This window comes from Nocardioides eburneus (assembly GCF_040838215.1).
Classification (GTDB): domain Bacteria; phylum Actinomycetota; class Actinomycetes; order Propionibacteriales; family Nocardioidaceae; genus Nocardioides; species Nocardioides eburneus.
On record NZ_JBFPJR010000004.1, the window covers coordinates 60,970 to 83,081 of the forward strand.

Here is a 22,112-nt window from a genome sequence, read left to right on the forward strand (position 1 = left end):
GGCGAGACGACACCGGTTGGTAGTGCACCACTCAGACACGAACGCCAGCGATGGCAGCACGGTCCTGCGGGGCAGATCGCCGCGTAGTGAGAGCAGAAAAGAAGGGGAACCACCAGGTGCCCACCATTCAGCAGTTGGTCCGCAAGGGCCGCCAGGACAAGGTGTCGAAGAACAAGACGCCTGCCCTGAAGGGGTCTCCGCAGCGCCGTGGCGTCTGCACCCGCGTCTACACCACCACGCCCAAGAAGCCGAACTCCGCCCTCCGGAAGGTCGCCCGTGTGCGCCTCTCGAGCGGCGTCGAGGTCACCGCTTACATCCCGGGCGTCGGTCACAATCTTCAGGAGCACTCGATCGTGCTCGTCCGCGGTGGTCGTGTGAAGGACCTCCCCGGTGTCCGCTACAAGATCATCCGTGGCACGCTCGACACCCAGGGCGTGAAGAACCGCAAGCAGGCACGCAGCCGCTACGGCGCGAAGAAGGAGAAGTAAGGATGCCGCGCAAGGGTCCGGCCCCGAAGCGGCCGATCGACGTCGACCCGGTCTACGGGTCCCAGCTCGTCTCCCAGCTGGTCTCCAAGGTGCTGATGGACGGCAAGAAGCAGGTCGCTCAGCGCATCGTGTACGGCGCCCTCGAGGGCTGCCGCGAGAAGACCGGGACCGACCCGGTCGTCACGCTCAAGCGTGCGATGGACAACGTGAAGCCGGCCGTCGAGGTCAAGTCCCGCCGCGTCGGTGGCGCGACCTACCAGGTTCCGATCGAGGTCAAGGGCACCCGCGGCACCACGCTGGCGCTGCGCTGGCTCGTCGGCTACGCCCAGGACCGTCGCGAGAAGACGATGGCTGAGCGCCTCATGAACGAGATCCTCGACGCCAGCAACGGTCTCGGCGCCTCGGTCAAGAAGCGCGAGGACACCCACAAGATGGCGGAGTCCAACCGGGCCTTCGCGCACTACCGCTGGTAAGCGACACCGGGGGCCACCAGCGGCGGCCCCCGGATCGCGCCAATCCCGACTTCTAAGGAACGCACAGACAGTGGCTGTCGACATCACCACGGACCTCAAGGTCGTCCGCAACATCGGCATCATGGCTCACATCGATGCCGGTAAGACCACCACCACCGAGCGCATCCTGTTCTACACCGGCATCACCTACAAGATCGGTGAGGTCCACGAGGGCGCTGCCACGATGGACTGGATGGAGCAGGAGCAGGAGCGCGGCATCACCATCACGTCCGCCGCGACGACCTGCTGGTGGAAGAACCACCAGATCAACATCATCGACACCCCCGGCCACGTGGACTTCACCGCCGAGGTCGAGCGTTCCCTGCGCGTCCTCGACGGCGCTGTCGCCGTGTTCGACGGCGTGGCCGGCGTCGAGCCGCAGACCATGACGGTCTGGCGCCAGGCCAACAAGTACTCCGTGCCCCGGATGTGCTTCGTCAACAAGCTCGACCGCACCGGCGCGGACTTCTTCCGCTGCGTCGACATGATGGTCGAGCGCCTCAACTCCACCCCGCTCGTCCTCCAGCTGCCGATCGGCGCCGAGTCCGACTTCCTCGGTGTGATCGACCTGGTCGGCATGCGCGCGCTGACCTGGCGCGGCGAGACCAAGATGGGCGAGGACTACTCCGTCGAGGAGATCCCGGCCGAGCTCGAGGACCAGGCCGCGGAATACCGCGAGAAGCTCCTCGAGACGCTGGCCGAGGCCGACGACGAGGTCATGGAGAAGTACCTCGAGGGTGAGGAGCTCTCCGTCGACGAGCTCAACGCGGCGATCCGCCGCGCCACCCTGGCGGACAAGCTCAACCCGGTCCTGTGCGGCACGGCCTTCAAGAACAAGGGCGTCCAGCCCCTGCTCGACGCGGTCGTCAACTACCTCCCCTCCCCGGTCGACATCGAGGCCATCGTCGGCCACAAGCCGGGCGACGAGGAGACTGAGATCGCCCGGAAGCCCTCCGACGCCGAGCCGTTCTCCGGCCTCGCCTACAAGATCGCGTCCGACCCGCACCTCGGCAAGCTGATCTACGTCCGCGTCTACTCCGGCAAGCTGGAGGCCGGCTCGACCGTGCTCAACTCGGTCAGCGGCAAGAAGGAGCGGATCGGCAAGGTCTACCAGATGCACGCCAACAAGCGTGAGGAGATCGCGTCGGTCGGCGCCGGCCAGATCGTGGCCGTCATGGGCCTGAAGGACACCAAGACCGGTCACACGCTATGCGACCCGGCCAACCCGGTGGTCCTCGAGTCGATGACCTTCCCGGCCCCGGTGATCGAGGTCGCCATCGAGCCGAAGACGAAGGGCGACCAGGAGAAGCTCGGCATCGCGATCCAGCGTCTCTCCGACGAGGACCCGACCTTCACCGTCAAGACCGACGAGGAGACCGGCCAGACGATCATCGCCGGCATGGGCGAGCTCCACCTGGAGATCCTCGTCGACCGGATGAAGCGCGAGTTCCGGGTCGAGGCGACCGTCGGCAAGCCGCAGGTGGCCTACCGCGAGACCATCCGCCGCAAGGTGGAGAACCACAGCTACACCCACAAGAAGCAGACCGGTGGCTCCGGCCAGTTCGCGAAGGTCGTCGTCTCGCTCGAGCCCAACCTCGACCCCGAGACGGGCCTGGGTGCGGGCTACGAGTTCGCCAACAACGTCACCGGTGGTCGCGTCCCGAAGGAGTACATCCCCTCGGTCGACCAGGGTGGCCAGGACGCCATGGAGTTCGGCGTGCTCGCCGGCTTCCCGATGGTCGACGTGAAGTTCTCGCTCGAGGACGGCGCCTACCACGACGTCGACTCGTCCGAGCTCGCGTTCAAGATCGCCGGCAACCAGGCCTTCAAGGAGGCCGCCCGCCAGGCGAAGCCGGTCCTGCTGGAGCCGATGTTCGCCGTCGAGGTCACCACGCCCGAGAACTTCCTCGGCACGGTGATCGGTGACATCAACTCCCGCCGCGGCCAGATCCGTGCGCAGGAGGAGCGCCACGGCGACATCGTCGTCAGCGCGCTCGTCCCGCTGTCCGAGATGTTCGGGTACGTCGGTGACCTGCGGTCCAAGACCTCGGGCCAGGCCTCGTACTCGATGGAGTTCGACTCGTACGCCGAGGTTCCCACGAACATCGCCGACGAGATCATCAAGAAGGCTCGCGGCGAATAATCGCCCATGCCTCGGTTCACCGCACTCAGTACGAGTCAAGTAACACACACACCAGGAGGAGCCCACAGTGGCTAAGGCGAAGTTCGAGCGGACCAAGCCGCACGTCAACATCGGCACGATCGGTCACATCGACCACGGTAAGACGACCCTTACCGCGGCGATCACGAAGGTGCTGCACGACAAGTACCCGGAGCTGAACCCGTTCACGCCGTTCGACGAGATCGACAAGGCGCCCGAGGAGCGTCAGCGCGGTATCACGATCTCGATCGCTCACGTGGAGTACCAGACGGAGAACCGTCACTACGCCCACGTCGACTGCCCGGGTCACGCGGACTACATCAAGAACATGATCACCGGTGCGGCGCAGATGGACGGCGCCATCCTCGTGGTCGCCGCAACCGACGGCCCCATGCCGCAGACGCGTGAGCACGTGCTGCTCGCCCGCCAGGTCGGCGTCCCGGCGATCGTCGTCGCGCTCAACAAGTGCGACATGGTCGACGACGAGGAGCTCATCGAGCTCGTCGAGATGGAGGTGCGCGAGCTCCTCAACGAGTACGAGTTCCCGGGTGACGACATCCCGGTCGTCCGCGTGGCCGCCTTCCCGGCGCTGCAGGGCGACGCCAAGTGGGGCGAGTCGATCGCCGAGCTCATGCAGGCCGTCGACGACTACATCCCGACCCCGGAGCGCGACACCGACAAGCCGTTCCTGATGCCGGTCGAGGACGTCTTCACGATCACCGGTCGTGGCACCGTCATCACCGGTCGTATCGAGCGCGGCATCGTCAAGGTCGGCGAGGAGGTCGAGATCGTCGGCATCCGCGAGAGCTCGCAGAAGACCACCGTCACCGGTGTCGAGATGTTCCGCAAGCTCCTCGACGAGGGCCAGGCGGGCGAGAACGTCGGTCTGCTCCTGCGTGGCACCAAGCGCGAGGACGTCGAGCGCGGCATGGTCGTCATCAAGCCGGGCACCACGACCCCGCACACCAACTTCGAGGCGTCGGTCTACATCCTCTCGAAGGAGGAGGGCGGCCGTCACACGCCGTTCTTCAACAACTACCGCCCGCAGTTCTACTTCCGTACCACGGACGTGACGGGCGTCGTGACCCTGCCCGAGGGCACCGAGATGGTCATGCCGGGTGACAACACCGAGATGTCGGTCGAGCTCATCCAGCCCATCGCGATGGACGAGGGCCTCCGCTTCGCGATCCGTGAGGGTGGCCGCACCGTCGGTGCGGGCCGCGTCACCAAGATCAACAAGTGATCTAGAGCGGGTTCGTCCCGCGACCCACGGAGGGCTCCCCGGCTTCGGCCGGGGAGCCCTTCCGGCATTTCGGGCTGCGCATGTCGGGCCCGGGCAATTCGGCGAAGGCGTACGCCGACGAGACAATGTGCCCATGAACGAGCGCGTCCGCCCGGCCCGGCCCCACCACAAGCTGACCGAGGACGGCCGGCCGCTGCGCGAGGTGCTGACCTACGCCCGGCGGGGGAGCCGCTTCACACCGAAGCAGCAGGCGGCATGGGACGCCCACCACGCCGCCTGGTTCATTCCTGACGAGGCGGTCGACGAACCCGGCTTCGCCGTCCCCGACGCGTTCGGCCGGGAGGCGCCGCTCATCGTGGAGATCGGCTCAGGTGTCGGCGAGGCGACCGCGGCGCTGGCGGCGAGCCGGCCGTCGTACAACGTCCTGGCGCTCGAGGTCTGGCGGCCGGGGGTCGCGGAGACGCTCGGCCGGCTGGACGACGCGGGCGTCGACAACGTGCGCCTGTGCAGTGTCGATGCGGTGTGGATGCTCGAGCAGCTGGTGCCGGCGGCCACCCTGGCGGAGCTGTGGACGTTCTTCCCGGACCCCTGGCACAAGAGTCGGCACCACAAGCGTCGGCTCGTCAACGCGGTGAATGCCCGGATGATCGCGGAGCGGCTCGCCCCCGGCGCCGCCTGGCGGCTCGCCACCGACTGGTCGGACTACGCCGATCAGATGCAGGACGTTCTCGGCGCCGAGCCGCTGCTCGAGGGGGGAGTGGTCGAGCGCTGGGACGAGCGTCCGGTCACGAAGTTCGAGCGCAAGGGGCTGGCGAAGGGCCGGTCGATCACCGATCTGGTCTATCGGCGGGTGGGCTGATCCCCGCCAGCGAGCCTTGGCGCCGCGCAGATTTGGCGACACGCCCGGGAGTCTGACAAACTTGTCTGGTTGCTCCGGCGAGTCGCTGGGGTGCGGCACATCTTGATTACTGAATCGCGTCTCCCGCGGAGCCTCACGGCCTCGCTCCGGGAACTGGTCGGTGATCGGTGTGTGCCCATCCCGACCCCCACAGCGATGTGGGAGAGGCGGTTCGATCCTGGCAAGCCGCCAGGTGCCGAAACAACTGCAGGCGAGTCCCTCGCCGAGGCAGGCAGGTCCGCATGCTCAGAGTGCCCCTCTGATATGCGACACGCCCGACCGCGGGGGTCGAGTCGGCAGCGGTTGGAGTGATGGGGCGGGACCGACTCAACCGGAGGACGTCCCGAAACGCACGCGGCAACGCTTACGAGAAGGACGAGAGAGACAGATGGCGGGACAGAAGATCCGCATCAGGCTCAAGGCCTATGACCACGAGGTGATCGACACCTCGGCGCGCAAGATCGTGGACACGGTCACCCGTACGGGTGCCAAGGTCGCCGGCCCGGTGCCGCTGCCGACCGAGAAGAACGTGTACTGCGTCATCCGCTCGCCCCACAAGTACAAGGACTCCCGCGAGCACTTCGAGATGCGCACCCACAAGCGCCTCATCGACATCATCGACCCCACGCCGAAGACCGTCGACTCGCTCATGCGTCTCGACCTCCCCGCCGGCGTCGACATCGAGATCAAGCTCTGAGGTCCCTGACATGACGATCGAACGCAACGTGAAGGGCCTGCTGGGCACCAAGCTCGGCATGACCCAGCTCTGGGACGAGAACAACCGCGTCGTCCCCGTGACCGTGATCGCCGCGAGCACCAACGTGATCACTCAGATCCGCACGCCTGAGACCGACGGCTACAACGCCGTCCAGGTCGGCTTCGGCGAGATCGAGGGTCGCAAGGTCACCAAGCCGCTCGCGGGCCAGTTCGCCAAGGCCGGCACCACGCCGCGCCGGCACCTGGTCGAGATCCGCACCGCCGACGCCGCGTCCTACACCGTCGGCCAGGAGCTCCCCGTCGACACCTTCGCCGCCGGCGAGGAGATCGACGTGACCGGCACCAGCAAGGGCAAGGGCTTCGCCGGCACGATGAAGCGTCACGGCTTCGCCGGTGTGTCCGCCTCGCACGGTGCTCACCGCAACCACCGCAAGCCGGGCTCGATCGGCGCTTGCGCCACCCCCGGTCGCGTGTTCAAGGGCGTCCGCATGGCCGGCCACATGGGTACCGACACCGTCACCACCCAGAACCTGACCGTGCACGCGGTCGACGCTGAGAAGGGCCTGATCCTCCTCAAGGGCGCCGTCCCCGGCCCCAAGGGTGGTCTCGTCGTCCTGCGCTCGGCCGCGAAGCAGACTCAGATTTCTGGCAAGGAGGCCTGAGCATGGCTATCAACACTGTCAAGGTCGACCTGCCGGCCGAGATCTTCGGCGTCGAGGTCAACGTGCCGCTGATCCACCAGGTCGTCGTCGCGCAGCAGGCCGCCGCGCGCCAGGGCACGCACGCCACCAAGACCCGCGGCGAGGTCCGCGGTGGTGGCCGGAAGCCCTACAAGCAGAAGGGCACGGGCCGCGCCCGCCAGGGTTCGACCCGCGCGCCGCAGTTCGCCGGCGGTGGCACCGTTCACGGTCCCCAGCCGCGCAACTACGACCAGCGGACCCCCAAGAAGATGAAGGCCGCCGCGCTCCGCGGCGCGCTCTCGGACCGCGCCGTGAACGACCGGATCCACGTGGTCGAGTTCGACCTCGGCGAGACCCCGTCGACGAAGGCCGCGCTCACCGCGCTCCGCGCGCTGACCGACCGCACGAAGTTCCTGGTCGTGCTCGACCGGGCCGAGACCGTGGCGTGGCTGTCGCTGCGCAACGCGGCTGAGGTCCACATCGTCGCCGCCGACCAGCTCAACACGTACGACGTGCTGGCCTCGGACGACGTGGTCTTCTCCAAGGCCGCCTACGACGCCTTCGTGGGTGCGAAGACCGGTAACGAGACGGAGGCTGCCAAGTGAGCACGCTGCACTACGACCCGCGCGACATCCTGATCGCGCCCGTCGTCTCGGAGAAGAGCTACGGGCTGCTCGACCAGAACAAGTACACCTTCCTCGTGCGTCCGGACGCCAACAAGACCGAGATCAAGATCGCGGTCGAGAAGGTGTTCAACGTCAAGGTGACCTCGGTCAACACGATCAACCGCCCCGGCAAGACCCGCCGCACGCGCGTCGGCCTGGGGAAGCGCAAGGACACCAAGCGCGCGATCGTCAGCCTCGCCGAGGGTGACCGCATCGACATCTTCGGGGGTCCGGTCTCCTGACCGGGTCGTAGGAGGACTGAAGAACACATGGCTATCCGCAAGTACAAGCCGACCACCCCGGGCCGTCGTGGCGCCTCGGTGGCCGACTTCGTCGAGATCACCCGGACGACCCCCGAGAAGTCGCTGACGCGTCCGCTGCCCAAGAAGGGCGGTCGCAACAACCAGGGCCGCATCACCACCCGTCACCAGGGTGGTGGCCACAAGCGGGCCTACCGCATCATCGACTTCCGTCGCTACGACAAGGACGGCGTTCCGGCCAAGGTCGCTCACATCGAGTACGACCCCAACCGCACCGCGCGCATCGCGCTGCTCCACTACGCCGACGGCGAGAAGCGCTACATCATCGCGCCGAAGGACCTGGTCCAGGGCTCCGCGGTGGAGTCGGGCCCGACGGCCGACATCAAGCCGGGCAACAACCTGCCGCTGCGCAACATCCCGGTCGGCACGACCATCCACGCGGTGGAGCTGCGTCCGGGCGGCGGCGCGAAGATCGCCCGCTCGGCCGGCATCAGTGCCCAGCTGGTCGCCCGTGAGGGCAGCCGCGCCACGCTGCGCATGCCCTCCGGCGAGATGCGCTTCGTCGACGTCCGCTGCCGCGCGACGGTCGGCGAGGTCGGCAACGCCGAGCAGTCGAACATCAACTGGGGCAAGGCCGGCCGCATGCGGTGGAAGGGCAAGCGCCCGACCGTCCGTGGTGTGGTCATGAACCCGGTCGACCACCCGCACGGTGGTGGTGAGGGCAAGACCTCGGGTGGTCGTCACCCGGTCAGCCCGTGGGGCAAGCCCGAGGGCCGCACGCGCAAGCGGAAGGCCTCCGACTCCCAGATCATCCGTCGTCGCAAGTCCGGCAAGGGTAGGAAGTAACCGACATGCCTCGCAGCCTGAAGAAGGGCCCCTTCGTCGACGACCACCTGCAGAAGAAGGTGGACGCCGAGAACGAGAAGGGCACCCACAACGTCATCAAGACCTGGTCGCGCCGGTCGATGATCGTGCCGAGCATGATCGGTCACACGATCGCGGTGCACGACGGCCGCAAGCACGTCCCGGTGTTCGTGTCCGACTCGATGGTCGGCCACAAGCTGGGCGAGTTCGCCCCGACCCGCACGTACAAGGGTCACGTGAAGGAAGACCGGAAGGGCCGCCGCCGCTGAGGCGGGGCGCTCCCAACCTGGAGAAACTGGAGATAACGAGCAAATGAGCGTTACTGAGCGCCGGCGCGTGAGCGCCCGCCGCGAGTCGCTGCTCGGCGACCAGCCGGGTGCCTTCGCGAGTGCCCGCTACGTGCGGATCACCCCGCTGAAGGCGCGCCGGGTCGTCGACCTGGTCCGTGGCCTGCCCGTCGACGAGGCACTGTCGCTGCTGGCCTTCGCGCCGCAGGCCGCCTCGGAGACCGTCTACAAGGTGCTGGAGAGCGCCATCGCCAACGCCGAGACCACTGAGGGTCTCGAGCGCGGCGACCTGGTGGTCTCCGTCGCCATGGTCGACGAGGGCCCGACGATGAAGCGTTGGCGTCCGCGTGCCCAGGGCCGCGCGACCCGCATCAACAAGCGGACCTCGCACATCACCCTGGTCGTCCAGCCCCACAGCGTCCTCGGACAGAAGAAGAAGGGGGCCTGAGGTCTCATGGGTCAGAAGATCAACCCGAACGGCTTCCGCCTCGGCATCTCGACCGACCACAAGTCGCGTTGGTACGCCGACAAGCTCTACAAGTCGTACGTCGGCGAGGACGTGGCCATCCGCAAGCTGCTCTCCAAGGGCATGGAGCGGGCCGGCATCGCCAAGGTCGAGATCGAGCGCACCCGCGACCGCGTCCGGGTGGACATCCACACGGCGCGTCCGGGCATCGTGATCGGCCGCCGCGGCGCCGAGGCCGACCGCATCCGTGGCGAGCTCGAGAAGCTCACCGGCAAGCAGGTCCAGCTGAACATCCTCGAGGTCAAGAACCCCGAGGTCGACGCTCAGCTGGTCGCGCAGGGTGTGGCCGAGCAGCTGTCGGGCCGCGTGCAGTTCCGTCGCGCGATGCGCAAGGCGATGCAGACCACGATGCGCTCGGGTGCCAAGGGCATCCGGATCCAGTGCTCGGGCCGCCTCAACGGCGCCGAGATGTCGCGCACCGAGTTCTACCGCGAGGGTCGCGTGCCGCTGCACACCCTGCGTGCCGACATCGACTACGGCTTCTACGAGGCCCGCACGACCTTCGGCCGCATCGGCGTGAAGGTCTGGATCTACAAGGGCGAGGTGTCCGGCTCCCGTGCCGAGCGCCAGGCCGCCCAGGCCGCTCGCGCCGGTGTCCCCGGCCGCGGTGACCGCCGTGGCCGTGGCGACCGTCCGAGCCGTGGCGGCGACCGTCCGAACCGTGGTTCGCGCGGTTCCCGTGGCGCCGACGCGCCCGCGGTGACCGAGGCGCCGGCCGGCGGCGACACCGCCGCGGCCGCCACTCCCGCTGAGACCCAGGAGGGCTGACCGTCATGCTGATGCCCCGTCGGCTGAAGCACCGCAAGCAGCACCACCCCAAGCGCACCGGCGCGGCCAAGGGTGGCACCAAGCTGGCCTTCGGTGACTTCGGTATCCAGGCGATCGAGGGTCACTACGTGACCAACCGACAGATCGAGTCGGCGCGTATCGCGATGACCCGTCACATCAAGCGTGGCGGCAAGGTGTGGATCAACATCTACCCCGACCGCCCGCTGACCAAGAAGCCCGCGGAGACCCGCATGGGTTCCGGTAAGGGCTCGCCCGAGTGGTGGGTCGCCAACGTCAAGCCCGGCCGTGTCATGTTCGAGCTCTCCGGTGTGCCGGAGGACGTGGCCCGCGAGGCGATGCGCCGCGCGATCCACAAGCTCCCCATGAAGTGCCGTTTCATCACGCGAGAGGCTGGTGAGTTCTGATGACGAACTCCCTGAAGGCGCACGAGCTCGACGAGCTCAACGACGTCGACCTCGAGGCGAAGCTGCGCGAGGCCAAGGAGGAGCTCTTCAACCTCCGTTTCCAGGCGGCCACCGGCCAGCTGGAGAGCCACGGTCGGCTTCGCACGGTCAAGAAGGACATCGCCCGGATCTACACCGTGGTGCGTGAGCGCGAGCTCGGCATCCGGACCGCCCCGGGTGCAAGCAACGAGGAGGCCTGAGATGGCTGAGCAGACCACTGAGCGCAACCGGCGCAAGACCGCGCAGGGCCTCGTCGTGAGCGACAAGATGGACAAGACCATCGTCGTCGAGGTCGAGGACCGCGTGAAGCACCCGCTCTACGGCAAGGTCATGCGTCGTACCAGCAAGCTGAAGGCCCACGACGAGCAGAACACCGCCGGCATCGGCGACCGCGTGCTCGTCATGGAGACCCGCCCGCTGTCGGCGACGAAGCGCTGGCGCCTGGTCGAGATTCTCGAGAAGGCCAAGTGAGCGAGGGCCGAGCGAGCGTGCTCGTCTCGGCCCGAGCGAACGCAGGCCGCGAGCATCGCGAGCAGGCCACGTGACCTGCGTCCCTCGGGGCGCATCCGGTCGGCGGCGTACGCCGTCAAATTGACCCTGGGAGGCAGGCCCAGCGACCATAGGTAGCTGGGCCTGTCGCCCGCCACATCCCTATCAGTTCGGCAAGGCTCATCCGCCCTGGACGCGGCTGAGAACCAGCTCGACAAGGAGAAGTAATGATCCAGCAGGAGTCGCGACTCAAGGTCGCCGACAACACGGGTGCGAAGGAGATCCTCTGCATCCGCGTTCTCGGTGGCTCGGGTCGTCGCTACGCCGGCATCGGTGACGTCATCGTCGCCACCGTGAAGGACGCGATCCCCGGTGGCAACGTCAAGAAGGGTGACGTCGTCAAGGCCGTCGTCGTGCGCACCGTGAAGGAGCGCCGTCGTCCGGACGGTTCCTACATCCGCTTCGACGAGAACGCTGCCGTCATCCTCAAGAACGACGGCGAGCCGCGAGGCACCCGCATCTTCGGCCCGGTCGGCCGCGAGCTGCGCGACAAGAAGTTCATGAAGATCATCTCGCTGGCGCCGGAGGTGCTCTGACTCATGGGTAAGAGCCACATCAAGAAGGGCGACACCGTCAAGGTGATCGCGGGCAAGGACAAGGGCGCCGAGGGCAAGGTCATCGCCGTCATCCCGTCCGAGGAGCGCGTGATCGTCGAGGGCGTCAACCGGGTCAAGAAGCACACCAAGGTGCAGGACCAGGGCGGCCGCGCCGGCACCACCGGCGGCATCGTCACCACCGAGGCCCCGATCCACGTCTCCAACGTGATGCTGCTCGAGGACGGCGAGACCGTCCGCGTGGGCTTCCGCCGCGACGCGGTGACCAAGCGCCGCCCGGACGGGTCGACGTACGCCGCCGAGCGCAGCGTCCGCATCTCGCGCAAGACCGGTAAGGAAATCTGACATGACCGAGACCGCAGTGAAGACGGCTCCGCGTCTCAAGGCCAAGTACCGCGCTGAGATCGCGCCGGCCCTGCAGCAGCAGTTCGAGATCGCGAACGTCATGCAGATCCCCGGCCTGACCAAGATCGTGGTCAACATGGGTGTCGGCGAGGCTGCTCGCGACTCCAAGCTGATCGAGGGCGCCGTCCGCGACCTCACCGCGATCACCGGCCAGAAGCCGCTGGTCAACCGCGCCAAGAAGTCGATCGCGCAGTTCAAGCTGCGTGAGGGCATGCCGATCGGCGCGCACGTCACGCTGCGTGGCGACCGCATGTGGGAGTTCCTCGACCGCCTGCTGACCCTCGCGCTGCCGCGTATCCGCGACTTCCGCGGCCTCAACGGCAACCAGTTCGACGGTCGTGGCAACTACACCTTCGGTCTCACCGAGCAGGTCATGTTCCACGAGATCGACCAGGACAAGATCGACCGCTCGCGGGGTATGGACATCACCCTCGTGACGACGGCCACCACCGACGACCAGGGTCGTGCGCTGCTCAAGGCGCTCGGCTTCCCGTTCAAGGAGAACTGAGAAAGATGGCGAAGACCGCGCTCAAGGTCAAGGCCGCTCGCAAGCCCAAGTTCGCGGTGCGCGGCTACACCCGCTGCCAGCGCTGCGGCCGCCCCAAGGCTGTGTTCCGCAAGTTCGGCCTCTGCCGGATCTGCCTGCGGGAGATGGCTCACCGAGGCGAGCTTCCCGGCGTCACCAAGTCCTCCTGGTGAGCGATCACCGTTCCAACATCCACGGACGTTGAAGGTCGCCGGCGCTGAGAGCCCGGCGAAACCACGACGAGAAAGGGCCATTCGGCCATGACGATGACTGACCCGATCGCAGACATGCTCACCCGTCTGCGCAACGCCAACCAGGCGTACCACGACGCCGTCTCCATGCCTTACAGCAAGCTCAAGCAGGGCGTCGCGGAGATCCTCCAGCAGGAGGGCTACATCACCAAGTACGAGGTCGCCGACCCCGCTGAGGGCGAGGTCGGCAAGACGCTGACCATCACCCTGAAGTACGGCCGCAACCGTGAGCGCTCGATCGCCGGCGTACGCCGCATCAGCAAGCCCGGTCTGCGTGTCTACGCCAAGCACACGGGCCTCCCCAAGGTGCTCGGCGGCCTGGGTGTCGCGATCATCTCGACCAGCCAGGGTCTGCTGACCGACCGCCAGGCGAACCAGAAGGGCGTGGGTGGGGAAGTCCTCGCCTACGTCTGGTGACGAGAGACCGAGAGAGGAGCAGAAGAACATGTCGCGTATTGGCAAGCTTCCTGTCACGGTCCCGGCCGGGGTCGACGTCGCGATCGACGGCGCCCAGGTGACCGTCAAGGGCCCGAAGGGCACGCTGTCGCACACCGTCGCCTCGCCGATCACGGTGGAGCAGAGCGACGGCGTCCTGGAGGTCAAGCGCCCCGACGACGAGCGCCAGAGCAAGGCCCTGCACGGCCTGAGCCGCACCCTGATCAACAACATGGTCATCGGCGTGACCGAGGGCTACGAGAAGAAGCTCGAGATCGTGGGCGTCGGCTACCGCGTCCTGTCCAAGGGCCCGACGCAGCTGGAGTTCCAGCTCGGCTACTCGCACCCGATCACGTTCAACGCCCCCGAGGGCATCACGTTCACGGTCGAGGGTCCGACCAAGTTCGGCGTCCAGGGCATCGACAAGCAGCAGGTCGGTGAGGTCGCGGCCAACATCCGCAAGCTGCGCAAGCCCGAGCCCTACAAGGGCAAGGGCGTCCGTTACGCCGGCGAGAACATCCGCCGCAAGGTCGGAAAGGCTGGTAAGTGACCATGGCCATCTCGCTGTCGAACAACAAGCACACCGCTGCTCGCGTCAAGTCGCGCCTGCGTCGTCAGGTCCGCGGCCGCAAGAAGGTGTCCGGTACGCCGGAGCGCCCGCGCCTCGTCGTCACCCGCTCGGCGAAGCACATCACCGCCCAGGTCGTCGACGACCTCGCCGGCAAGACGCTGGTCTACGCCTCGTCCATCGAGGCCGACCTGCGCGGTGCCGAGGGCGACAAGACCGCCAAGGCCAAGCGTGTCGGCGAGCTCGTCGCCGAGCGGGCCAAGGCGGCCGGGGTCGAGACCGTGGTCTTCGACCGGGCCGGCAACAAGTACCACGGCCGTATTGCGGCGCTCGCTGAGGGCGCTCGCGACGGCGGCCTGGCCTTCTGATCGCAAGAGCAAGAGAGTAGAGGAAGAGTCTGATGAGCGGAGCCCAGCGCGGACAGCGCGGTGGCGATCGACGCGGTGGCCGCGACGACCGTCGCGGCCAGAACGCCGAGAAGACCGCCTACATCGAGCGCGTCGTTGCGATCAACCGTGTCGCCAAGGTCGTGAAGGGTGGTCGTCGCTTCAGCTTCACCGCCCTCGTGATCGTCGGTGACGGTGAGGGTCTGGTCGGCGTCGGCTACGGCAAGGCGAAGGAAGTTCCCGCGGCGATCGCCAAGGGTGTCGAGGAGGCGAAGAAGCACTTCTTCCGCGTCCCCCGCATCCAGGGCACGATCCCGCACCCGGTGCAGGGCGAGAAGGCGGCCGGTGTCGTCCTCCTGCGTCCGGCCGCTCCTGGTACCGGTGTCATCGCCGGTGGCCCGGTGCGCGCCGTGCTCGAGTGCGCCGGCATCCACGACGTGCTGAGCAAGTCGCTCGGTTCGTCCAACCAGATCAACATCGTCCACGCGACGGTCGAGGCCCTCAAGATGCTCGAGCAGCCCGAGTCCGTCGCGGCTCGCCGCGGCATGAGCGTCGAGGACGTCGCTCCGGCCGCCCTGCTCAAGGCGCGGGCCGAGGCTCCGGCGGAGGTGTCGGCCTGATGGCACAGCTGAAGGTCACACAGAACAAGGGCCTCGTCGGCCTGAAGAAGAACCAGCGTGAGACCCTGCGCACGCTCGGCCTGAAGCGGATCAACGACGTGGTCGTCAAGGAGGACCGCCCGGAGATCCGGGGCATGGTCAACACCGTCCGTCACCTGGTGACGGTCGAGGAGGTCGACTGACATGACGCTCAAGCTTCACAACCTGCACCCGGCTCAGGGCGCGAAGACCGCCAAGACCCGCGTCGGTCGCGGTGAGGGCTCGAAGGGCAAGACCGCCGGCCGTGGCACCAAGGGCACCAAGGCCCGCTACCAGGTCAAGGTCGGCTTCGAGGGTGGCCAGATGCCGATCCACATGCGGCTCCCGAAGCTGCGCGGGTTCAAGAACCCGTTCAAGGTGGAGTTCCAGGTGGTCAACCTCGCCAAGCTCAACGAGCTGTTCCCGGAGGGTGGCACCGTCACCCCCGAGCTCCTCGTCGAGAAGGGCGCGGTCCGCAAGGGCCAGCCGGTCAAGGTCCTCGGTCAGGGCGACCTGACCGTCAAGGTCGAGGTCAGCGCGAACGCGTTCTCCGGCTCCGCCAAGGAGAAGATCGAGGCCGCCGGCGGGACCGTCACGGTCCTCTGAGGTCTCGCACCAGCTCGTGTTCACTGGGAGCGCGGACGGGCACCCCGTCGAGGGGCACCCCGTCCGCGCTCTTCGTTTCCCCAGCCTGTTAGGCTGCGCGGGGCTTCGCCGTGGCCGCCAGGGCCCCTGCGAAACTTGATCGTCGAAAGAGGAACCCATCCGTGCTTGGCGCGTTCGCTTCCGCGTTCCGGACTCCGGATCTGCGCAAGAAGCTGCTGTTCGTCCTGATGGTCATCGTGATCTTCCGGGCGGGCTCGCAGATCCCTGCCCCCGGTGTCGACGTCGCGAACGTCCAGGAGTGCATCAACGGGGTGAAGTCGGGGTCCGGTCAGGGTCTCTACAACCTGGTCAACCTGTTCTCCGGCGGGGCGCTGCTCAAGCTGACGATCTTCGCCCTCGGCATCATGCCCTACATCACCGCGAGCATCATCTTGCAGTTGCTCGTCGTCGTGATCCCGCGGCTCGAGGCGCTGAAGAACGAGGGCCAGGCCGGCCAGACGAAGATCACGCAGTACACCCGCTATCTCACGCTGGGTCTCGCCGTGCTCCAGGCGACCGGCATCGTCGCGCTCGCGCGCTCGAAGAACCTGCTCCAAGGGTGTAGTCAGGACCTGTTGCACGACGACAGCACCAAGACGTTCCTCGTCATGGTCGTGACGATGACCGCGGGCACGGCGGTCATCATGTGGCTCGGTGAGCTCATCACCGAGCGCGGGATCGGCAACGGGATGTCGATCCTGATCTTCACGCAGGTCATCGCGACGTTCCCCGCCACGATGTGGTCGGTCAAGCAGGACCACGGCTGGTGGATGTTCACGATCGTGACGGTGATCGGCCTGGCGATCATGGCCGCCGTCATCTTCATCGAGCAGGCACAACGCCGGATCCCGGTGCAGTACGCCCGCCGCATGGTGGGGCGGCGCATGTTCGGTGGCAGCTCGACCTACATCCCGCTCAAGGTCAACCAGGCCGGCGTCATCCCGGTGATCTTCGCGAGCTCGCTGCTCTACCTGCCGGCGATGGCCGCGCAGTTCAACCAGAACAGCAAGTCCCGCTGGGTCACCTGGATCAACGACTACCTCGTGCGAGGCGACCACCCGCTCTACATGGCGGTGTTCTTCCTCCTCATTGTCTTCTTCACCTACTTCTACGTGTCGATCACCTTCAACCCGCACGAGGTGGCCGACAACATGAAGAAGTACGGCGGCTTCATCCCCGGGATCCGGGCGGGCAAGCCGACCGAGGACTACTTGTCCTACGTCCTGTCCCGCATCACGCTGCCGGGCTCGCTCTACCTCGGTCTGATCGCGCTCATCCCGCTGATCGCGCTCGCGCTGATCAACGCCAACCAGAACTTCCCGTTCGGTGGCACGTCGATCCTCATCATGGTCGGCGTCGCCCTCGACACGGTGAAGCAGATCGAGAGCCAGCTCCAGCAGCGCAACTATGAAGGATTCCTGCGATGAGGTTCCACCCCAGAAAATCACTCGCTTCGCTCGCGATTTCCAGGGGGCCCCGGAAATGCGATTGATCATCATGGGCCCGCCGGGCGCCGGTAAGGGCACCCAGGCGAAGTTCATCGCCGAGCACTTCGGCATCCCGGCCATCTCCACCGGCGACATCTTCCGCGCCAACGTCTCCGCCGGCACGCCGCTCGGCGTCGAGGCGAAGAAGTACATGGACGCGGGGGAGTACGTCCCCGACGAGGTCACCAACCTCATGGTCCGCAACCGGATCGACGAGCCCGACGCCGAGCACGGCTTCCTGCTCGACGGCTACCCGCGCACGCTCGCCCAGGTCGACGAGCTGGACGGCATGATCGGGTTCACCGGTCACCGGCTCGACGCCGTCGTGGTGCTGACCGTCGACCAGGAGGAGATCGTCCAGCGCCTGCTGCAGCGCGCCGAGGTCGAAGGTCGCGCCGACGACACCGAGGACGTGATCCGTCGCCGCCAGGAGGTCTACCTCGAGCAGACCGAGCCGCTCATCGCCGTTTACAAGGAGCGTGGCCTGGTCCACGAGATCGACGGCATGGGTGAGGTCGAGGACGTCACCAAGCGCGTCTTCAGCGCCCTCGACGTGGTTCCTGAATCCTGACGTACCGGTTTTCTGATGGGACTGTTCGACCGCGGCGTTCAGATCAAGACGCCTGACCAGATCGACGCGATGCGTCGGGCCGGCGTCGTCGTCGGGGAGACGCTCGAGGTGCTGCGCGCCTCGGTGCGTCCCGGGATGACGACGGCCGAGCTCGACGCGATCGCGGAGGACCAGATCCGGTCCCGGGGAGCCGTGCCGTCGTTCAAGGGCTACCACGACTTTCCGGCGTCCATCTGCGCGTCGGTCAACGACGTCGTGGTCCACGGCATCCCGGGGGAGCAGGTGCTCGCCGAGGGCGACGTGATCTCGATCGACTGCGGCGCGATCGTCGATGGCTGGCACGGCGACTCGGCGATCACGGTGGCGCTCGGCGCGGTGTCGCCCGAGGTGACGGAGCTGATGCGCGTCACCGAGCAGGCGATGTGGCACGGCATCGCGGCCGCGCGCCTCGGGGGCCGGGTCACCGACATCAGCCACGCGGTCGAGAGCTACGTCCGCAGCCAGCCTCGCGGGGCGTCGTACGGCATCGTCGAGGAGTACGTCGGCCACGGCATCGGCTCGGAGATGCACCAGGCGCCGAACGTCCCGAACTTCGGCAAGCCCGGCCGTGGGCCCAAGCTGCAGCGCGGCCTCGCGCTCGCCGTGGAGCCGATGATCACGCTGGGCACCAAGGAGACCGAGGTGCTCGAGGACGAGTGGACGGTGATCAGCCTCGACGGCAGCCCGGCCGCCCACTTCGAGCACACCTTCACCCTGACGCCGAACGGTCTCTGGGTGCTCACCGCCCTCGACGGCGGGGAGCAGATGCTCCGCGAGCTCGGCGTTCCCTTCGGCGGGCGCTGACCTCCGACTCCGGCACGGGCCGGGACGCTCACCACGGTGAGGGTCCCGGCCCGTTCTCGTTGACCGGCCCGCGGACCGGGTTGACTCGTTAGGTAAGGCTGACCTTAGTATCGTCCTATGAATGACGAGCAGGTTCCGCCCACCGTTCTGGTGACCGGTGCCGCGTCGGGGATCGGGAGGGCGACCGCGCTTCGCCTGGCCGGCTCCGGTGCGGCCCTCGCCCTGCTGGACCTCGATCGTGAGGGCCTGGCGCTGACCGCGAAGGAGGCCCGCGCCGCAGGAGCCTGCGCCGTCTTGGACCGCGTCGTCGACGTGGGCTCGCGCTCACAGGTGCGGGTCGCGTTCGCTGCTGCCGAGCGCGAACTGGGCGCGCTCTCCGGGCTCGCCTGTGCCGCCGGGATCCTCGTCCCGGGCGGGCTGGCTGACCTGGTGCCCTCCGACTGGGACCGGCACCTCTCCGTCAACGCCACCGGCGTCCTGAACTGCCTCCAGGCGGGGGCGACCCACCTGCGTGACGGTGGCGCGGTCGCCGTGGTCAGCTCGAACGCGGCCCGCGTCCCGAGGACGGGGCTGCTCGCCTACGCCGCGTCCAAGGCTGCGGCGTCCGCCGTCACGCGGTGCGCAGGGCTCGAGCTCGCGGCGCGTGGCATCCGCTGCAATGTGGTGGAGCCCGGGTCGACGGACACGCCGATGCAGCGCGACCTCTGGCCCGACCCCGAGGTGGGCCGCGCCGCCGCGCTGCAGGGCGACCCGGCGTCGTACCGCCTCGGGATCCCGCTCGGCCGCATCGCCGACCCCGACGACGTCGCCGCGGTGGTCTGCTTCCTGCTTTCCGACGCCGCGCGCCACGTCACCCTCCAGCAGGTGTACGTCGACGGGGGTGCGTCGCTGTGACGGCCGTCGAGGAACTGGTCGGGGCGGGCACGCGCGGCCGCCATGCGGCGTACGACGTCCCACTGGTCTTCACCGGGGACGACGGCTTCACCGCGGCCGAGCTCCGCGGCACGAGCGTGGCCGAGCACACCGACGCTGCGTGGGCCGACCAGGTGGTCACGGGTCTGTGGCCGGGGGAGCGGGCGCTCGTCGCGTTGTCGTTCGCGCCCGGCGGTCGCGGCGTCGCCCACCGGGTCGTGCCGCTCCCGGGTGGCCCGGCGGCGCGCGACGAGGCCGTCGCCCGCCACCGCGTGCGCGCCGTCCCGACGCCGGCGGCCTACGCCGACCAGGTGCGCGCGGCGCTCGGGCGGATCGCGGACGGCCAGGTCGACAAGCTCGTCCTCGGCCGGTGCCTCGAGGCGGTCAGCCACCCGCCGCTGCGCCCCGACACGGTCGTCGCCGGACTGCTGTCCGCGCGACCTGGACGCTATGTCTTCAGCCTGCCGCTCGACGCGGCGCCGGACGCGCCCGTGCTGCTGGGCGCCAGCCCGGAGCTGCTGGTGCGCCGACGCGGCGCGCTCGTCGCGAGCACCCCGTTGGCGGGCTCCGTGCCGCGCAGTGCGGATCCCGCCGAGGACCGGAGGCGGGCGGAGGCGCTCCAGGACTCGGCCAAGGACCTCGCCGAGCACGCCTACGTCGTCGACGGCATCGTCGCCGCCCTCCGCGACGTGTGCGTCGAGGTCGACGCTCCCGCGCGCCCGCAGCTGCTCTCCACCGACACGCTGCACCACCTCGCCACGCCGATCCGCGCCCGCCTGGCCGGAGACGGCCCGTCGGCGCTGCGGCTCGCCCAGCTGCTGCACCCGACGCCGGCTGTGGGCGGCGTGCCGACCACGGCGGCCCTCGCGGCGATCACGGAGCTCGAGGGCGACCTGCGCGGTCCCCTCGCCGGCGCCGTCGGCTGGGTCGACGGTCGCGGGGACGGGGAGCTCGCCGTCACGATCCGAGCCGGCGTCCTCGACGGTGAGCGGCTCCGGCTCTTCGCGGGAGCCGGCATCGTCGCCGGCTCCGACCCCGAGCTCGAGGTGCGTGAGACGGCGGCCAAGCTCGCCACGATGGCGCACGCCGTCGGTCTCGACCTCGCCGGCGAGGTGATCGCATGACGACCCCGACCCGGTCGACGCGGTCTCGGGCGCTGCCCTACCCACGCCACGGCGAGGCCGAGCGCCGTCGCTTCCGCGAGCTCGGGCTGTGGACGCCGGAGTCCTTCGCGGACTTCGTCGTCGACCGGACGAGGAGGTACGCCGCCAACACCGCCGTCGTCGGCCGTGACTGCCACGGCGCCGAGGTGCGCTGGACGTATGCCGACCTCGGCCAGCAGGCCGCGCTCGCGGCGCGGCGGCTGGCGTCGTACGGCGTGGCGCGGGGTGACCGCGTCGTCGTCGCCCTGCCCAACGTGGTGGAGTACCTCGCGGTCGTCCTCGGGCTGTTCCGGATGGGCGCGGTCCCGGTGTTCGCGCTGCCGACGCACCGCGAGATCGAGCTGGGGCAGTTCTGCACGATCGCCGACGCCGCGGCGCTCGTCGTCGTCGGCGACCCCGACGGCACCGACCACCGCGGGCTCCACAAGCTGGTGTCCGACCGGGTCGCCGAGCAGGGCGTCGAGCCGCCCGTGCTCGTCGACGTGGAGGAGTGGGAGCGCGGCGACGCGGGCGGCGTTGCGGTGGAGGTGGCCGACGTGGCCGCGGACGAGCTGGCGTTCCTCCAGCTCTCCGGCGGCACGACGGGGATCTCGAAGCTGATCCCGCGCGCCGCGGAGGAGTACCTCTACTCCGTGCGCGCGTCCGCCGAGATCTGCGGCCTCGACCAGGACACCGTGATGCTGGTCGTGCTGCCGGCCTCCCACAACTTCCCGATGAGCTCGCCGGGCATCCTCGGCGTCCTCCACGCCGGCGGGACGGTCGTGCTGGCGCCCGACCCGAGCCCACGGACCGGCTTCGCGCTCATCGCGCGGGAGCACGTGACCGTGACCGCCCTGGTGCCGCCGCTCGCCCAGGCGTGGATCTCGGCGGCACGCCGGCGCCGGCCTGACCTCAGCAGCCTGCGGACCGTCCAGGTCGGCGGTGCCAAGCTCAACGACGTCGTCGCCCGCGACGTCGAGCCGGTGCTGCACGGACGTCTCCAGCAGGTCTTCGGAATGGCCGAGGGCCTGGTCAACTACACCCGCGACGACGACCCCGACGAGCTGGTGCTGACGACGCAGGGCCGCCCGATGAGCGCCTACGACGAGGTTCGGGTCGTCGATCCGGACGACCCGTCGCGCGAGGTGACCGACGGGCAGGAGGGCGCGCTGCTCACCCGCGGGCCCTACACCATCCGGGGCTACTACGGCGGCCCGTCCTGGACCGAGGCGGTCAACGCCTCCTCGTTCACCGAGGACGGGTTCTACCGCACCGGTGACCTCGTGCGACGCCATCCGTCGGGCCACCTCACCGTCACCGGGCGGGACAAGGACCAGATCAACCGGGCCGGCGAGAAGATCGCCACCGACGAGATCGAGGGTCACCTGCTCGCCCGGCGCGAGGTGCTCGACGCGGTGGCCGTCGGCCTGCCCGACGCCTACCTCGGCGAGCGGATCTGTGCCGTCGTACGCCTTGAGCCGGGCGCCGAGCGTCGCCCCGAGGAGCTCGCCGAGGCCCTGCGCACGGCGGGACTGGCGACGTACAAGATCCCCGACTCCTTCGTCTTCCTCGACGACTTCCCGGCCACGCACGTCGGCAAGAACAGCCGCCGCGAGCTGCGCCGCCTGCTGACCGACCAGCTGGCCGACCAGCTGACCGACTGACCA

General features: G+C 68.5%; 31 protein-coding genes and 1 pseudogene. All 32 read left to right on the plus strand.

The window, feature by feature from the left end:
- Nucleotides 1-116: 116 nt before the first annotated feature.
- The gene (gene rpsL / locus AB3X52_RS03220) at nucleotides 117-488 is read left to right on the plus strand and encodes a 30S ribosomal protein S12 (RefSeq protein ID WP_028660598.1); all 372 of its coding nucleotides are present in this window, start codon (nucleotides 117-119) and stop codon (nucleotides 486-488) included.
- A gap of 2 nt (nucleotides 489-490) precedes the next feature.
- Nucleotides 491-961 (plus strand): 30S ribosomal protein S7, encoded by a 471-nt coding sequence (gene rpsG, locus AB3X52_RS03225; RefSeq protein ID WP_367991341.1) that lies wholly within the window; start codon nucleotides 491-493, stop codon nucleotides 959-961.
- Between the two features lie 121 nt (nucleotides 962-1,082).
- A complete protein-coding gene (gene fusA, locus AB3X52_RS03230; RefSeq protein WP_437440531.1) occupies nucleotides 1,083-3,143 on the plus strand; it encodes an elongation factor G in 2,061 nt (686 codons plus the stop codon).
- A 67-nt stretch (nucleotides 3,144-3,210) separates the two neighbouring features.
- Nucleotides 3,211-4,404, plus strand: coding sequence for an elongation factor Tu (gene tuf / locus AB3X52_RS03235; protein ID WP_367991343.1), 1,194 nt, complete (start codon nucleotides 3,211-3,213; stop codon nucleotides 4,402-4,404).
- A 133-nt stretch (nucleotides 4,405-4,537) separates the two neighbouring features.
- Nucleotides 4,538-5,263, plus strand: coding sequence for a tRNA (guanosine(46)-N7)-methyltransferase TrmB (gene trmB, locus AB3X52_RS03240; protein ID WP_367991344.1), 726 nt, complete (start codon nucleotides 4,538-4,540; stop codon nucleotides 5,261-5,263).
- A 427-nt stretch (nucleotides 5,264-5,690) separates the two neighbouring features.
- Nucleotides 5,691-5,999, plus strand: a complete 309-nt coding sequence (gene rpsJ, locus AB3X52_RS03245; RefSeq protein ID WP_008360994.1) for a 30S ribosomal protein S10 — start codon at nucleotides 5,691-5,693, stop codon at nucleotides 5,997-5,999.
- 10 nt (nucleotides 6,000-6,009) lie between these two features.
- The gene (gene rplC / locus AB3X52_RS03250; RefSeq protein ID WP_367991345.1) at nucleotides 6,010-6,681 is read left to right on the plus strand and encodes a 50S ribosomal protein L3; all 672 of its coding nucleotides are present in this window, start codon (nucleotides 6,010-6,012) and stop codon (nucleotides 6,679-6,681) included.
- A 2-nt stretch (nucleotides 6,682-6,683) separates the two neighbouring features.
- Nucleotides 6,684-7,283 (plus strand): annotated as a pseudogene (gene rplD / locus AB3X52_RS03255) (50S ribosomal protein L4); the annotation flags it as partial.
- A gap of 17 nt (nucleotides 7,284-7,300) precedes the next feature.
- Complete coding sequence (gene rplW, locus AB3X52_RS03260) at nucleotides 7,301-7,606, plus strand: 50S ribosomal protein L23 (RefSeq protein ID WP_367991347.1); 306 nt, start codon at nucleotides 7,301-7,303, stop codon at nucleotides 7,604-7,606.
- 27 nt (nucleotides 7,607-7,633) lie between these two features.
- Nucleotides 7,634-8,470: a 50S ribosomal protein L2 gene (rplB, locus tag AB3X52_RS03265; RefSeq protein WP_367991348.1), complete on the plus strand. Its 837-nt coding sequence runs from the start codon at nucleotides 7,634-7,636 to the stop codon at nucleotides 8,468-8,470.
- A gap of 5 nt (nucleotides 8,471-8,475) precedes the next feature.
- Nucleotides 8,476-8,757, plus strand: a complete 282-nt coding sequence (gene rpsS / locus AB3X52_RS03270) for a 30S ribosomal protein S19 (protein ID WP_367991349.1) — start codon at nucleotides 8,476-8,478, stop codon at nucleotides 8,755-8,757.
- 43 nt (nucleotides 8,758-8,800) lie between these two features.
- Nucleotides 8,801-9,223: a 50S ribosomal protein L22 gene (gene rplV, locus AB3X52_RS03275; protein WP_367991350.1), complete on the plus strand. Its 423-nt coding sequence runs from the start codon at nucleotides 8,801-8,803 to the stop codon at nucleotides 9,221-9,223.
- Between the two features lie 6 nt (nucleotides 9,224-9,229).
- Entirely contained in the window at nucleotides 9,230-10,069 is an 840-nt protein-coding gene (rpsC, locus tag AB3X52_RS03280) for a 30S ribosomal protein S3 (protein ID WP_367991351.1), read from the plus strand.
- Nucleotides 10,070-10,074: 5 nt separating this feature from the next.
- On the plus strand, nucleotides 10,075-10,494 hold the full coding sequence (gene rplP, locus AB3X52_RS03285) for a 50S ribosomal protein L16 (RefSeq protein ID WP_367991352.1): 420 nt from the start codon (nucleotides 10,075-10,077) through the stop codon (nucleotides 10,492-10,494).
- Entirely contained in the window at nucleotides 10,494-10,733 is a 240-nt protein-coding gene (rpmC, locus tag AB3X52_RS03290) for a 50S ribosomal protein L29 (protein WP_367991353.1), read from the plus strand. The genes rplP and rpmC overlap by 1 nt, the downstream gene beginning before the upstream one ends.
- Nucleotide 10,734: 1 nt before the next feature.
- Nucleotides 10,735-11,004: a 30S ribosomal protein S17 gene (gene rpsQ / locus AB3X52_RS03295; RefSeq protein ID WP_367991354.1), complete on the plus strand. Its 270-nt coding sequence runs from the start codon at nucleotides 10,735-10,737 to the stop codon at nucleotides 11,002-11,004.
- Between the two features lie 245 nt (nucleotides 11,005-11,249).
- The gene (gene rplN, locus AB3X52_RS03300) at nucleotides 11,250-11,618 is read left to right on the plus strand and encodes a 50S ribosomal protein L14 (RefSeq protein WP_367991355.1); all 369 of its coding nucleotides are present in this window, start codon (nucleotides 11,250-11,252) and stop codon (nucleotides 11,616-11,618) included.
- A gap of 3 nt (nucleotides 11,619-11,621) precedes the next feature.
- The gene (gene rplX, locus AB3X52_RS03305; protein WP_367991356.1) at nucleotides 11,622-11,981 is read left to right on the plus strand and encodes a 50S ribosomal protein L24; all 360 of its coding nucleotides are present in this window, start codon (nucleotides 11,622-11,624) and stop codon (nucleotides 11,979-11,981) included.
- A 1-nt stretch (nucleotide 11,982) separates the two neighbouring features.
- A complete protein-coding gene (gene rplE, locus AB3X52_RS03310; RefSeq protein ID WP_367991357.1) occupies nucleotides 11,983-12,549 on the plus strand; it encodes a 50S ribosomal protein L5 in 567 nt (188 codons plus the stop codon).
- A 5-nt stretch (nucleotides 12,550-12,554) separates the two neighbouring features.
- A complete protein-coding gene (locus AB3X52_RS03315; RefSeq protein WP_017932844.1) occupies nucleotides 12,555-12,740 on the plus strand; it encodes a type Z 30S ribosomal protein S14 in 186 nt (61 codons plus the stop codon).
- Nucleotides 12,741-12,827: 87 nt separating this feature from the next.
- Nucleotides 12,828-13,235, plus strand: coding sequence for a 30S ribosomal protein S8 (gene rpsH / locus AB3X52_RS03320; RefSeq protein WP_367991358.1), 408 nt, complete (start codon nucleotides 12,828-12,830; stop codon nucleotides 13,233-13,235).
- 28 nt (nucleotides 13,236-13,263) lie between these two features.
- On the plus strand, nucleotides 13,264-13,803 hold the full coding sequence (gene rplF / locus AB3X52_RS03325; RefSeq protein WP_367991359.1) for a 50S ribosomal protein L6: 540 nt from the start codon (nucleotides 13,264-13,266) through the stop codon (nucleotides 13,801-13,803).
- Nucleotides 13,804-13,805: 2 nt separating this feature from the next.
- Nucleotides 13,806-14,189 (plus strand): 50S ribosomal protein L18, encoded by a 384-nt coding sequence (rplR, locus tag AB3X52_RS03330; protein WP_367991360.1) that lies wholly within the window; start codon nucleotides 13,806-13,808, stop codon nucleotides 14,187-14,189.
- Between the two features lie 32 nt (nucleotides 14,190-14,221).
- The gene (rpsE, locus tag AB3X52_RS03335; RefSeq protein ID WP_367991361.1) at nucleotides 14,222-14,827 is read left to right on the plus strand and encodes a 30S ribosomal protein S5; all 606 of its coding nucleotides are present in this window, start codon (nucleotides 14,222-14,224) and stop codon (nucleotides 14,825-14,827) included.
- Nucleotides 14,827-15,009 (plus strand): 50S ribosomal protein L30, encoded by a 183-nt coding sequence (gene rpmD / locus AB3X52_RS03340; protein ID WP_225282794.1) that lies wholly within the window; start codon nucleotides 14,827-14,829, stop codon nucleotides 15,007-15,009. The genes rpsE and rpmD overlap by 1 nt, the downstream gene beginning before the upstream one ends.
- 1 nt (nucleotide 15,010) lies before the next feature.
- The gene (rplO, locus tag AB3X52_RS03345; protein ID WP_367991362.1) at nucleotides 15,011-15,451 is read left to right on the plus strand and encodes a 50S ribosomal protein L15; all 441 of its coding nucleotides are present in this window, start codon (nucleotides 15,011-15,013) and stop codon (nucleotides 15,449-15,451) included.
- Between the two features lie 161 nt (nucleotides 15,452-15,612).
- Nucleotides 15,613-16,917: a preprotein translocase subunit SecY gene (secY, locus tag AB3X52_RS03350; protein WP_367991363.1), complete on the plus strand. Its 1,305-nt coding sequence runs from the start codon at nucleotides 15,613-15,615 to the stop codon at nucleotides 16,915-16,917.
- Nucleotides 16,918-16,972: 55 nt separating this feature from the next.
- Entirely contained in the window at nucleotides 16,973-17,548 is a 576-nt protein-coding gene (locus AB3X52_RS03355) for an adenylate kinase (RefSeq protein WP_367991364.1), read from the plus strand.
- Nucleotides 17,549-17,563: 15 nt separating this feature from the next.
- Nucleotides 17,564-18,391, plus strand: coding sequence for a type I methionyl aminopeptidase (map, locus tag AB3X52_RS03360; protein WP_367991365.1), 828 nt, complete (start codon nucleotides 17,564-17,566; stop codon nucleotides 18,389-18,391).
- A 117-nt stretch (nucleotides 18,392-18,508) separates the two neighbouring features.
- Nucleotides 18,509-19,285: an SDR family oxidoreductase gene (locus AB3X52_RS03365; RefSeq protein WP_367991366.1), complete on the plus strand. Its 777-nt coding sequence runs from the start codon at nucleotides 18,509-18,511 to the stop codon at nucleotides 19,283-19,285.
- Nucleotides 19,282-20,427 (plus strand): isochorismate synthase, encoded by a 1,146-nt coding sequence (locus AB3X52_RS03370; protein WP_367991367.1) that lies wholly within the window; start codon nucleotides 19,282-19,284, stop codon nucleotides 20,425-20,427. Before AB3X52_RS03365 ends, AB3X52_RS03370 begins: the two co-directional genes overlap by 4 nt.
- Nucleotides 20,424-22,109 (plus strand): (2,3-dihydroxybenzoyl)adenylate synthase, encoded by a 1,686-nt coding sequence (locus tag AB3X52_RS03375; protein ID WP_367991368.1) that lies wholly within the window; start codon nucleotides 20,424-20,426, stop codon nucleotides 22,107-22,109. The genes AB3X52_RS03370 and AB3X52_RS03375 overlap by 4 nt, the downstream gene beginning before the upstream one ends.
- Nucleotides 22,110-22,112: the final 3 nt, after the last annotated feature.